At 40.2% G+C, this 12,715-nt stretch carries 9 protein-coding genes and 1 riboswitch; all 9 genes read right to left on the bottom strand.

Annotation, left to right across the window (positions count from 1 at the left end; translation table 11 throughout):
• Positions 1-141: 141 nt before the first annotated feature.
• On the bottom strand, positions 142-1,395 hold the full coding sequence (locus tag NSQ94_RS16000; protein WP_063389255.1) for an ABC transporter permease: 1,254 nt from the start codon (positions 1,393-1,395) through the stop codon (positions 142-144).
• The gene (locus tag NSQ94_RS16005) at positions 1,388-2,287 is read right to left on the bottom strand and encodes an ABC transporter ATP-binding protein (RefSeq protein ID WP_144598061.1); all 900 of its coding nucleotides are present in this window, start codon (positions 2,285-2,287) and stop codon (positions 1,388-1,390) included. The genes NSQ94_RS16000 and NSQ94_RS16005 overlap by 8 nt, the downstream gene beginning before the upstream one ends.
• A gap of 788 nt (positions 2,288-3,075) precedes the next feature.
• A complete protein-coding gene (locus NSQ94_RS16010; RefSeq protein WP_144598062.1) occupies positions 3,076-3,594 on the bottom strand; it encodes a hypothetical protein in 519 nt (172 codons plus the stop codon).
• Between the two features lie 278 nt (positions 3,595-3,872).
• Positions 3,873-4,391 carry a hypothetical protein gene (locus tag NSQ94_RS16015; protein ID WP_144598063.1) on the bottom strand — a complete coding sequence of 173 codons (519 nt, stop codon included), beginning with the start codon at positions 4,389-4,391 and terminating at the stop codon, positions 3,873-3,875.
• Between the two features lie 28 nt (positions 4,392-4,419).
• Positions 4,420-4,968 carry an SAR2788 family putative toxin gene (locus NSQ94_RS16020; protein ID WP_130156700.1) on the bottom strand — a complete coding sequence of 183 codons (549 nt, stop codon included), beginning with the start codon at positions 4,966-4,968 and terminating at the stop codon, positions 4,420-4,422.
• Between the two features lie 638 nt (positions 4,969-5,606).
• Complete coding sequence (gene atzF / locus NSQ94_RS16025) at positions 5,607-7,379, bottom strand: allophanate hydrolase (protein WP_144598064.1); 1,773 nt, start codon at positions 7,377-7,379, stop codon at positions 5,607-5,609.
• Complete coding sequence (gene uca, locus NSQ94_RS16030) at positions 7,376-11,014, bottom strand: urea carboxylase (RefSeq protein ID WP_339229662.1); 3,639 nt, start codon at positions 11,012-11,014, stop codon at positions 7,376-7,378. Before uca ends, atzF begins: the two co-directional genes overlap by 4 nt.
• 43 nt (positions 11,015-11,057) lie before the next feature.
• Positions 11,058-11,708, bottom strand: a complete 651-nt coding sequence (locus tag NSQ94_RS16035; RefSeq protein ID WP_066246812.1) for an urea amidolyase associated protein UAAP2 — start codon at positions 11,706-11,708, stop codon at positions 11,058-11,060.
• Between the two features lie 100 nt (positions 11,709-11,808).
• Entirely contained in the window at positions 11,809-12,522 is a 714-nt protein-coding gene (locus NSQ94_RS16040; RefSeq protein ID WP_327848451.1) for an urea amidolyase associated protein UAAP1, read from the bottom strand.
• 62 nt (positions 12,523-12,584) lie between these two features.
• Positions 12,585-12,707: riboswitch (guanidine-I (ykkC/yxkD leader) on the bottom strand.
• Positions 12,708-12,715 lie beyond the last annotated feature (8 nt).

Consider the following 12,715-nt stretch of genomic DNA (forward strand, 5'->3'; position numbering starts at 1 on the left):
GAAATTGACTCATTTTCATCATTATCAAAGCTTCCAAAAAATTAAGCAGCCAAACTCCTAGTATATAGGAATCGGGCTGCTTGCTACGTTTATTATTATCTGCTCAAAATCAAAAGAAAACCATTTTGCGTAATGTCTTCTTTATTTATTTTTCGATAGCTGCAAAGCTTTTTTAATATCTTTAAGCGCATTGGATTTTCCGTACATCAATACGCCGCCTTTGTAAACTCTTGCCCCGAAGACAGCTAATATAGCAATGGATGCTATTAATAAACCGATTCCTAAAAGCGGCTCCCAAATTGGAAGATCCAGCATTCCAACCCGCAAAAACATCAGCATCGGGGTAAACGGCGGAATGTATGATGTGATCGTAACATAGGAAGCTTCCGGATTGCTCAAACCAAATATCGCTAGCATAAAGCCCGCCACAACCGTTAAAATCATCGGAGTGATCAACTGCTGAACATCTTCTATACGACTGACCAGCGAGCCTAGAAAGGCAGCCATCGTCGCATATAATAAATAGCCTAAAATAAAGAAAATGACTGCATATAGAATGGTCGACAACGACGTGTTTTGGAATCCAAAGAAAGAGAAAAATCCTCCATCCATCGATTCTAAATTCTGTTTAATGGAAACGTAGCCGACAATAAGCCATAAGGCAAGCTGCGTTAAACTCAATAGAGCAACACCTAAAATTTTCGCAAACATTTGTGTAATAGGAGGAACACTGGAAATTAAAATTTCCATCACTCTAGAAGATTTTTCTACTGCTACCTCCATCGCAATCATATTTGCATACATGATCACTGCAAAATATATTACAAATAAAAGTACATATACGAGACCTCTCGCTTGATTCAATTCTTCCACCGTTTTTGCGTTGGCATTCAACGCTTCCATTTCAAAAGATACTGGCGCATTCAGCTTCATCAGTTCCTCTTGCGTCAATTTCAATTGACCTGCTGTCCATACCATGCTCACTTGTTGGAGGGCATATTGCAAATCGTTTGGAACGGTTGAGTCTGCAAGAGACGCTGCTTTATATACCGCCATCGGCCGGTTTTCATCATTTAAAGATAAAACGAGATACCCTTTGATCTCATCATTTAATACATTCTTTTTCAGCTCTTCTTCGGAAGCATTAGTTTTTTGCAATTGAATGTCCGGATTAACTTCTTTTAATTGCTTTTTAAACGGTTCAAATAAAGAATTTGATTGATCAATGACTGCAAGGCGTTCTTGATTTTCACCAGAATTAAAAAAATCAATAATTTTTGATATGTTTCCCAAAACTAGAATAATAAGCAATGTAATAACCGTGGAAATGATAAATTGCTTCGATCTTAGTTTGGTAAAATAAGTGTGGAACAAAACAGTCCAAAAGTTATGCATAGGCCGCACCCACTTTCTCTATAAAAATATCATGTAATGAAGGCTCTTCTATTTGGAATTTGCGAATAAATCCTTTATCGACAATCTCCTGTAACAATTGTTGTGCGGTCTCTTCTCTTTCAATTTGCAATTGAATCCCTTCAACTGTTGTCTTGGCTTTTACGACACCTGGGAAATCCTTCAAGAAATTGAGATCAAAATCCGCATGAATCACGAGATTTTTTTTGCCAAAGGAACGTTTAATTTCTTTGAGCGACCCATGAACTACAGGGCTTCCCCTATGTAATATGCATAAATGTTCACATAATTCCTCAACGTGCTCCATCCGATGGCTGGAAAACACAATGGATGTACCGGCATTTTTCAAATCAATGACAGCCTCTTTCAATTGCTCAACATTGACCGGATCCAATCCGCTAAACGGTTCATCCAAGATGAGCAGCTTCGGTTTATGTATGACAGCAGCAATAAATTGAATTTTTTGCTGGTTTCCTTTCGACAGCTCTTCGACTTTTTTTTCAGCGTACTCCGGCACTTTAAACCGTTCGAGCCAATTTGCCAGCTCCTTCAGCGCATCTTTTTTGTTCATCCCTCTTAATCTGGCTAAATAGACAATCTGATCCTTTACCTTTAATTTCGGGTACAATCCCCGCTCTTCGGGCAAATATCCGATATACGGGCTCGTGCTATAATCAATTTTTTCTCCATTCCATGTAATGGTTCCTTCAGTTGGTGCCAGCAGCCCTAAAATCATGCGAAATGTTGTCGTTTTTCCGGCACCGTTTGCCCCTAAAAAACCAAACATTTCTTTTTCCGGAATGGATAAAGACAGCTTATCCACAGCGGTGAAATCGCCAAATTTTTTCGTCACTTGCTCTAGCTTCAACGTCATGTATTTTCCTCCTCTCATCTTTTAATACGGATCAAACAAGAAAAAAGTTCAGTATCGTTTTAAATTTCTGTCTAACTCACAAGTGAAACATCGTTAGTGACAATGATGATATGAAAACTATGTTAAAAATATTTAAACCACATAATTAAAACAGGAGGATGCTTCACAAAAGTTGTTCAAACTTTTGGAAGCATCTCTCCATTTAATAAATGTTGAGATGAACAAAAAGGCAGAAACCTTTTTTTATTACTTAAAGGTTCACTGATTTGATTTTAGAATCCGAACTGAGATGGATTTTGAAGAAATACAACTGTGAAGGACAAAAATAATCTAATAAAATTTATAAACGTCCTTCATGGAGGTGATGGAATCCAAAAAAAGGAAATTGCATATACTGAATGTCCGTCATAACTTTTGAAGGACAGAATGAAAATGGCGTGCATAGAAAAAGTCCTTCATAAGATTCCCGAAGGACATGATCAAGATAGGGAAACATAGGAAAAGCAGTTGTCCAGAAAGCCAAAATCTTTTGGAAACGAAAAACATAAACATTGAATATTGAAAGGGCACCTATAAGCCGAAAAAATCGACTACTTTGACAGCCACTTTTGCCATTATGATTCGGCTTCTTTTCGGCAATAGGAACGCCATCCTCCAAAATCTGTAATATCCTCGAATCGATTGGCGATATACGCCTTCCAAAAGAAAGCCCGACACTTTGTTTCCGTTGATCAGTTCTACTGTTCCTATACTCTAAAGGATTTGTATCCCTAATTTTTTACAGAATACTAAAACCATTTCTTCTTGCCTCTCTTTTTATCGATGACAGCTAAAGCTCTAATGGGAAATTTATCAATAAACGGTTCTACTGAAATACTATAATGTGCCTCGATATCTTTTTTTAATTGATCGCGTAATTCTGTCAATTGGTTCACTATATAATCCATCTTAAATACAGGATCAAACGGTTCCTTTCTCCAAATAGATGTGAGTCGAGCCTTATCGTTATTGTCAAAAGGGATGATTGAAATCAACGGCTCATCTTCGTCAATTTCAAGAGTATAATAATGAAATTCCGGGATATCATATTTGTCACTTTCGATAATGGCGAGCCATCTCTCTAGGTATAAATAAAACTCCAACAATGCGATATCATCTCGGAAATAGGAGATTCCATCTACTTTTATGTCAAAATCTCCACTAACTCTAAGCACAATGGCAGCATTCTTTTTCAACTTTTTAGGAATATAAGATTCATCGGTTGTAAAGTGATAGACAAATTCTATTTGACTGGATATGCTGTCCATATTTCACCATCCCATCCCCTATTACTCTTTCGTACCTATGTTTTACCGAGTGGTTATCACTACAATGATAAATCAGCATTCTTTGTTTCTACCTCTGGATTTATAGAATTGAATCCTTTTCATTCGATTGCGTACTTGGCTTTTATCAGTAGTGTTGAATTAGCATAATTCGGACACTTTTTGAAAAAATAAATGGGGCTTCAAAAATAATAGGCAGCCCCAAGAAATGTTATCAACTACAAACATTGACATAGTCTTTAACAAGTAACGTTCAATGACTAAAGCCATTTCGTCTTACCCTTTTTTTTGTCTACAACTGCTAAAGCTTTTATCGGAAATTTATCAATAAACGGTTCTACTGAAATGTTATAATGTGCCTCGATATCTTTTTTTAATTGATCGCGTAATTCTGTCAATTGGTTCACTATATAATCCATCTTAAATACAGGATCAAACGGTTCCTTTCTCCAAATAGAAGTGAGTCGAGCCTTATCGTTATTGTCAAAAGGGATGATTGAAATTAACGGCTCATCTTCGTCAATTTCAAGAGTATAATAATGAAATTCCGGGATATCATATTTGCCACTTTCGATAATGGCGAGCCATCTCTCTAGGTATAAATAAAACTCCAACAATGCGATATCATCTCGGAAATAGGAGATTCCATCTACTTTTATGTCAAAATCTCCATCAACTCTAAGTACGATAGCAGAATCTTTTTTCCACTTTTTAGGAATGTAAGATTCATCGGTTGTAAAGTGATAGACAAACTCTAATTGATTGGATATGCTGTCCATATTTCACCATCCCACCCTACTACAATTTTTATTTTTTCTGACCTTTTGTACCTATTACTTTACCAAGGTCCGCTATAACTACAAATGACAAATCCGCATTCTTTTTTTCTTCCTCTGGATTTAAAGAATAAGATGCGTTCTTAGAATTTAATCCTTCTTTAACCCAATTACGTATTTGGCTTTTATCAGTAGTATTGAATTTAGAAAAATTACCTCCAGCATTTTTTAAATGCTTATTACTTACATTGAATTTGGAAACTTTACTTTTTGCTGCTTTAACGGCTGCCTTTGCAAATGTGTTAAGAACGGCTTTAGAGCTTTTTATCGACTTAACGATAAGTTTTTTTCCAAATTTTTTTATGGCATACTTGATTCCATGTTTTGCAACTACTCCGATTATAACCGCCGGCAGAACCGAAGCTTGAGCATCAATGGTATTGATCTGGTAAGATTCTCCAGTATCTTGATCAATGAGTGTTGCAATAAAATCGGTGCCGTCAATTTCTTGCAACACTACATCAAAATGTTGAGTAATGATTTCTCCATTCTCTAATGATACTAGCAACCGCTGTACCATGTCCGTATGAATCTATTTGATTATTTTTCTCGTTGAACCTTTTTGATACTTTGACACGAGCCTTTTCTTCATCAATTCCACTATCAATAATGGCAATTTTTATAGGTGTGTCTGTTAAAGAGTTAGGATCAGCATATTCCTTCTGTATGGAGCATAGAGCCCAATTCTGATTACAATCAATTTTTTGATCATAGGATAATTGATGATTGCATGAAGCTAAGAAGATGAAGAATATTATAAAAAAAATAGTTTTCTTAATTTTTATAAATTCCCACACCCCCTAGTTATTTTTACAATATATAGTAATTTTACCAAAATTGTAATTTAAATACAATATTTTAAAATTTTATGTAATAAATCTAACTAAGAGGAAATACTATTTTTTCAAGCAATTTGGAAATGAATTGATACATTGGTATTTTCAATATTCAAGTAACCAGCAGAGGTAAAAGTCGTATTTTACAGTTTAAAAAATAAACAAAACAGAAGTATGCAGCTAACTTTCTGTCTCCTAATACACTGTACGTACACGTCGATTTTATCTAAATAGTTCAGTCACTCCATCCTGTCAATCTCTTAAAATTAGAATTTTGCGCTTGAACGTGAAAAAGCCGCCAACATGTTTGACGGCTTTTGTATTATGAATTGAGTTCTTTCAGGCAATAGGAACGCCATCCTCCAAAAGCTGTAATATCCTCCGCTTGATTGGCTATATACGCTTCACAAAGAAAGCCCGGCACTTTGTTTCCGTTGATCAGTTCTACTGTTCCTATACTTAAAGGTTCTGGAATAGATGCTGTAAAAGCACCAAATGAAGCTAATGGCATTTCCCATATCTCCAATTGAATGGAGGCGCCATTGTGGTTTGTTTTGATAAGCCCAGGTTTGGCAGGATCCGTAGGCAGCTTATACAGCCGGTAATTAGGAGCAGTTGTTGCTTCACATACGAATTTGCCGCCGAATTGATGCATTTCATTTTCGAGCGGAAACCCTCTCATATGCAAACCGCAGACGGCAACAAAAGTCGTATTTTTTTGCGGTTGAAAATTTTCTGTTAGAATCTCTCCTAAAAATTGAGAAGCAAGTCCGAATATCAATCCTTCCTGTTCTGCCAGCGAAAACATCGTCATGCCAAAAGGAACATTTGCTTCCGCATCCTCTGCCGGAATGGCGATTGCCGACAGATCCAAAAGATTACAGTGATTGGTGTATTTTCCCATTTCGTTATTTGTGCGAATCGGATCGAGCCTAACTTGTTCGCGCGTCCAAGTACCGCCACAAGTAGGCAAAACTAATACTGCATCTTTTAACAATTTTTTCACTTTATGCTTGATTGATTGGATCCTGTGCATCGCTTGAAAAGCTGATGCTGCCGTATGATCAGGAGAAGCTCCGGAAGAAAGGACTTTTTCCGTAACGGAAAACACATCTTCTGTATTTGCTTTCACAAAATCACCTAAATCCGCCCATCTTTCCGCCACCCAAGGACCTTCATAAAGAAGAGACGCCGCTTCGGAAAACAAATCATAATCGATATACTCAATCGGAAGACGCAAACGTTCCAATCTTTTCATCGTTTTCATCCATGCATTCCTATATCCTTCACGAAATGGGCCAAAAAACGAAAGCGGTTGTTTCGGCAAACAAATTTTGCTCGGACTTTTCGGCGATACGTTCGGGAAATAGCGTGACCAAGGATCTGTTTCATCCTCGCCGCGCACAATTCGATCAACTTCCAATGCATCCTGCAAATTGTGCGCAAAAACTGTCACACAATCAAGGCTTGCGCAAGCCGGAACTACTCCAGCGGTCGGCCAGGCTCCCCTGCTCGGCTTAAATCCGACTAAGCGATTTAAGGCTGCCGGCACTCGTCCGGACCCAGCAGTGTCCGTTCCGAGTGCAAACGCTGCATGGCCTCGTGCAACGGCCACCGCAGATCCAGAGCTTGATCCCCCGCTGATCAGTTCTTCTTTTAAGGCATTTTTCGTTTCTCCATAAGGACTTCTTGTACCGACAAGCCCAGTGGCAAACTGATCTAAATTTGTTTTTCCTAATGGGATTGCACCTGCTGCAATTAACCGCTCAACCACTGTTGCGCTTTTTTCTGGTATATAAGCATATTGGGGGCAAGCTGCAGTTGTCGGAACCCCGGCTAAATCAATGTTGTCTTTAATAGCAAATGGAATTCCCCATAATGGCAAGCTTTTCCGATCCAGTGAAGCAAGCCTGTCTAGATAAGGCTGAATTCTTTCCATTGCCGGAGGGGTAATCCATATATTCATATCCTCATCTTGTTTAACTCGATGAATGATTTCAACGACTACTTCTTCGGGAGTCAATTCATTGTTAAGGTACATCTCTCTCAACCGCGCAATCGTCAAAGGTTGAGGAAAATGTTTGACCGATTTCATTTGAGAACCTCCTCTCGTTCTTTCTGCTTTAAAATGCTGACAATCAATTGTCCTGATTGCACCTCGTCCCCTGGTTTCACGTAAACATTTACTATTTGTCCATCGCACGGGGCCAGCTGCGGAAACTCCATTTTCATGCTTTCTTCAATCATCAGAACATCGCCTTTCTTAACTTGCTGTCCAGGAGACACAAGAACTTTCCATACACTTCCAGGCATGGAAGAACGAACAACCTCAGCACCTGGAGGGATATTTTCCTCTTGCCCTTCTTTCATTGGTTCATGCTCTGATATATATTCCGCCAATCCTAGCTGCTTCCACCGTTCTCGCTCTGCTTGAAAAGCTTCCTGCTGCCGCATGCGGAAAGTTTCGGCACTATCTTTGATCGAATCCAAGAATTTTAAATATTCGCCAAGATCAAACGCTGTTTCTGTTATTTCCACTTCAAACCTTCCTCTAAGAAAATCTTCCCGCAATTGCAGCAACTGTTCCGCATCTACTGGGTAAAACTGAATTTGATCGAAAAACCGCAATAGCCAAGGTTTTCCTTGTTCAAAACTCTTCGTTGTCCGGAATTTATTCCACATTTGAATCGTCCGGCCGACAAATTGATAGCCTCCAGGACCTTCCATTCCATATACACATAAATACGAACCGCCAATTCCTACCGCATTTTCAGGCGTCCAAGTCCGGGCAGGGTTATATTTTGTTGTGACTAAACGGTGCCGAGGATCAATTGGAATGGCTACTGGAGCGCCAAGATAGACGTCACCTAATCCTAAAACAAGATATTTTGCATCAAATACAATTTTCTTTACATCATCAATGCTTTTTAAGCCATTTATGCGCCTGATGAATTCCAAATTACTCGGACACCACGGAGCATCGGAACGGACGTTTTTCTGGTAGCGTTCAATGGCCAATTGAGTAGCCGGATCATCCCAGGAAAGAGGCAGCCGAACAATACGTGAAGGGACTTTTATCGATTCCAGCGGCGGAAGCTCGCGATCAATTTCTAAAATTTTTTGACAAGCCTCGCGAACGGACATTTTCGATGGGTCAATGTGCACTTGCAAAGACCGAATGCCCGGCGTTAAATCAAGGAAAGGGATGTTGCCTTTTTGTTGTATCGCTTGCATTAAAGCATGTACTTGAAACCGATACAGCAGGTCTAAATCCATTGAACCGTACTCAATCAGCAAATTTTCGTCGCCGCTTGAACGAATCGTAATTGGAATGTTTCGAGATGTTTGTTCTTGAGCCAAAATTGAATCGTCGGCTGTAATTTTTGGATTAATGGCAGGAAGTTGAGAAGGTTGAAATCCGTACAAACTGCCATTTTCAATTTTTTGCATAAACATTTCTTGTTTTTTTCGAAGTTCCTCCGCTTCTTCCAATGACAACAAATGAAACTTGACGATATCGCCCGGATGCAATTGCCCAATTTTCCAAAACTCAGCTGAAGCCGTCGTAACTGGGCAGACAAATCCTCCTAAACTAGGTCCATCAGGTCCCAGTAAAATCGGCATATCGCCTGTTAGATCAAGCGTTCCCACTGCATAAGCGTTATCATGAATATTTGATGGATGCAAACCTGCATCTCCGCCGTCTTCTCTTGCCCATTTCGGGGCTGGGCCCATTAACCGGACGCCTGTGCGCGAACTGTTAAAATGCACTTCCCATTCTGTTTCAGTTAATTGCTGCAAATAATCCGGCTGCAAAAATTCGCTTGTACAATGAGGGCCCGGAATGACGCCTATCGTCCATTTATTCGTCATGATCGGTCTATATTCAGCTGGAAGCCCCTTCGTTTTTTTGACAACAGCCCCCCGGTTGACCAAAAGCACATCGCCAGTGCGCAAGGCGCGTCCGCCATGGCCGCCGAATCCGCCGAGCGTAAATGTGGAGGAGCTTCCTAAAACTTCAGGCATGTCAAAACCGCCTGCTACTAATAAATAAGTCCGCATTCCCCTTTTCGCTTCACCAAATGATAATACTTGGTTCTTTTTTGCCAAAACAGGTTCATACATCGGCACGGGCTGATCGTCAAGCTTAGCCTGCATATCGGCACCTGTAATACAAAACCATATATCATCTCGAAAACGATAAGATCCCCCGCGCAATGTCATTTCAAGACCAGGGGCGCCTTCTCTGTTCCCGAGAAGTTTATTTCCAATCCGGAACGAGAGCTGGTCCATTGGACCGGAAGGCGGCACACCTACGCTCCAATATTTAATGCGTCCGGGCCAATCCTGAACAGTTGTTTGAATTCCTCCGTCCAATACTTCCAGTGCATGTTCTCTAGGTTGAAAATGGTTTAATAAACGGGTGTATACATTTCCTTTTATAAAATCCTTTTCCTTCAATAAAGCTTTCAAGTAGTGGAGATTGGTTGTAATACCGTACAATTTCGTTTCGTTTAGCGCTTGTATGAGTTTTCCGATCGCCTCTTCCCTGTTTTTTCCACGAACAATCACTTTCGCCAGCATTGGATCATAAAGAGTCGTAACCGTGATTCCGTTTCTTACCCACGTTTCCGTTCGAGCTGTTTTAGGAAATTTTGCCTCATCAATCTGTCCGGCGCTCGGCCGAAACTCATGCAAACAATCTTCCGCATAAATACGCGCTTGAATGCTATGCCCTTTCGGCTCTTTTACTAAGGAATGCAATTCATGCAGATCATCTGCTGCTTCACGTATCATCCATTCAACAAGATCGATGCCAAAGACCTCTTCTGTTACACCATGCTCCACTTGAAGTCTTGTATTCACTTCAAGAAAGTAAAAGGAGCTTGTTTCAGGATCATATAAAAACTCAACGGTGCCTGCACTCCGGTATCCAACTTCTTCCGCCAATCGGATGGCGGCTGCGAACATTTCTTTTCTGACTTCCTGGGACAAAAGAGGGGCCGGACTTTCTTCCACAACTTTTTGATTGCGGCGCTGAATAGAGCAGTCTCGTTCGCCTAAAGCTACCACTTCACCAAATCGATTTCCAAAAATTTGAACTTCTATATGGCGTGCTCTAGCGATATATTTCTCCAGGAAAACTCCTTTATTTTTAAAATTTGTTTCAGCAAGACGACGTACCGCCTCAAATGCCGAGCGCAAATGCTGTTCATTTTCGCAAACGCGCATTCCGATGCCTCCGCCTCCTGCCGTGCTTTTTAAAATAATTGGATAACCAATATGTTCAGCTTGTTTTACCGCCTCATCCAAATCGGTGATGAGGTCCGTTCCCGGCAATAAAGGAACATTGGCTTTTTTTGCAATTTCTCTGGCAGAATGCTTTAATCCGAATATCTCCATCTGTTCAGGTGAAGGTCCGATAAACGTAATTCCATTTTGTACGCACAAGCGGGCAAAATCTGCGTTTTCACTTAAAAATCCATATCCGGGATGAATGGCATCGGCTCCTGACTCAATGGCAGCTTTTATGATTAAATTTCCATTCAAATAGCTGTCTTTGACCGGGCCTTCTCCTATTAAAATAGCTTCATCTGCTTCGTCTACATGTAAACTGTCTTGATCCGCCTTTGTATATATAGCAACCGATAGAATTCCAAGCTTGCGAAGCGTCCGTTCAATCCGGACGGCTATTGCCCCGCGATTGGCAATCAGAATTTTTTTAAACATTTTGTACTCCCCCCTGACGCATCCGTATCCTAGTTGATTCTGTTTATTTATCCCAAATCAGCACTTGTATTTTTGTTGGATTGTAAGCATTGCAAGGATTGTTTAATTGCGGGCAGTTGCTGATCAGCACCAATGTCCGCCGAAGGGATAATAATTCCACATAACTTCCGGCATAAGAGATTCCATCAGCAAATTCTAAATGACCATCTTCTGTAACCGGAACATTCATGAAGAAGTTAATATTTGGAGCCAGGTCCCTTTTTGTAAAACGCTCCCCATATTTCGACAACTGCAGCATAAACGTGTCGCGGCAATTGTGCATATGCAATTTATCATGTGCATATCGGACGGTATTGCTTTGTGCTGAGCAAGCACCGCCTAATGTATCGTGGCGCCCGCATGTATCCGCTACAATCTTCAGCAATTCATTTCCTGATTCAGAACGAAGCACCGAACCTGTTGTTAAGTAAATATTTTTCTGTCCTGTAATGGTGGCTGTTACACTGTAATGATCCTCCGGATTATCTGCATCGTAAAACAATGTATCTACTGCTTGGTTTCCTTCCAAGTCGACAATTCTTAGAACTTGCCCTGGATTTAGTTCATGCATCCAGCCTTCCCCGGCAGGGATGATTTTGTTATAGATTGCATTTTCTTCTTTTCGAGGACTTTCTACTTTTTTAATATTTTCCATGTTCCTTTCCTCCTCATATCGTATTTTTAAATCGGTATTTTCTATAATGTTGATCTTTAAAGGCATCAGCCTGGGTACTCAAACAATTTCCTGCCCGATGCTACAAAAGCGCATAATATTCCCAAGTATTTTCAAATGCCCGGCGGTTTTCAGGACGATAATTTACACAATAATCGTTCAAATCGACAGGCTCTGCCGGAAGCACTTCCATTGCCACCGGAACGGACGGATAGTTGGTTCTTGGATCAAGCGGGTTTGGTGTATTAGATACAATCAGCAAAATATCCATTTCTGTTCTTAATGTTACTGTGTCATTTTTTTTGCAATGATCCAAACAATAGGTAAGGTTGCCTTTGTCGTCGGTTTTCACTTTTGAAAACAGATTGACGACAGGAGCCATGTCGCGCAGGCTGAGCCCGTTTCTTACAAGTTCCATGGCAAAGTTCTCTTCTCCGCTTCTGAGCCAGTCATTTCTTAATTCTTGATAGCTTGTTTTTCCATATTTCTCATCTGTTCCTTCCCTTGTGGTATAGCCTGAAACAGTGTCGTGCCAGCCAAGGCTGTCGCTAGTGATGCTGGCCAATACTCGGCCGTTATCGCTCATCAATACGTTTCCCTTTGTCAAGTGAAATGTGTGCTGGGCTTTTAATGTATCCGGCATGTTATAACGCTCTGAAAGATCATGTGCATGATACATCATAAGTGAAAGATTGGCTCCAGCCTCCAAGGCTGTAAAACGAATAAGCTTTCCTTTTCCAATTTTTCCTGACCATTTTCCTCCAGGTACGATCGTTTTGCTGAAAATTTTAGTCATCCAAAATACCTCCCTTGAGACTTTTCTTAATGATCGTTGTAAAAAAATAAAAGCCTAGGGAAATCTCCCAGGCTTTTATCCTTCCGTGTTTATAGAAAGACATCTTTTGATGCTTTCTATACGCTCTCTCTCGGACCAGACCTGCTGCAAACTTAAGCAGCAGCGGAACCCTAGACAGCTTTTTTGTTCCTAT

Origin of the sequence: Aeribacillus sp. FSL K6-2833 (genome assembly GCF_037965815.1) — a bacterium.
GTDB classification, from domain to species: Bacteria; Bacillota; Bacilli; order Bacillales; family Aeribacillaceae; genus Aeribacillus; species Aeribacillus composti.

Bases quoted from the DNA above. Each gene is read 5' to 3' on its own strand.
- NSQ94_RS16000 (WP_063389255.1), bottom strand. From the start codon at position 1,395: ATGCATAACTTTTGGACTGTTTTGTTCCACACTTATTTTACCAAACTA.
- NSQ94_RS16005 (WP_144598061.1), bottom strand. From the start codon at position 2,287: ATGACGTTGAAGCTAGAGCAAGTGACGAAAAAATTTGGCGATTTCACC.
- NSQ94_RS16010 (WP_144598062.1), bottom strand. From the start codon at position 3,594: ATGGACAGCATATCCAGTCAAATAGAATTTGTCTATCACTTTACAACC.
- NSQ94_RS16015 (WP_144598063.1), bottom strand. From the start codon at position 4,391: ATGGACAGCATATCCAATCAATTAGAGTTTGTCTATCACTTTACAACC.
- NSQ94_RS16020 (WP_130156700.1), bottom strand. From the start codon at position 4,968: ATGGTACAGCGGTTGCTAGTATCATTAGAGAATGGAGAAATCATTACT.
- atzF (WP_144598064.1), bottom strand. From the start codon at position 7,379: ATGAAATCGGTCAAACATTTTCCTCAACCTTTGACGATTGCGCGGTTG.
- uca (WP_339229662.1), bottom strand. From the start codon at position 11,014: ATGTTTAAAAAAATTCTGATTGCCAATCGCGGGGCAATAGCCGTCCGG.
- NSQ94_RS16035 (WP_066246812.1), bottom strand. From the start codon at position 11,708: ATGGAAAATATTAAAAAAGTAGAAAGTCCTCGAAAAGAAGAAAATGCA.
- NSQ94_RS16040 (WP_327848451.1), bottom strand. From the start codon at position 12,522: ATGACTAAAATTTTCAGCAAAACGATCGTACCTGGAGGAAAATGGTCA.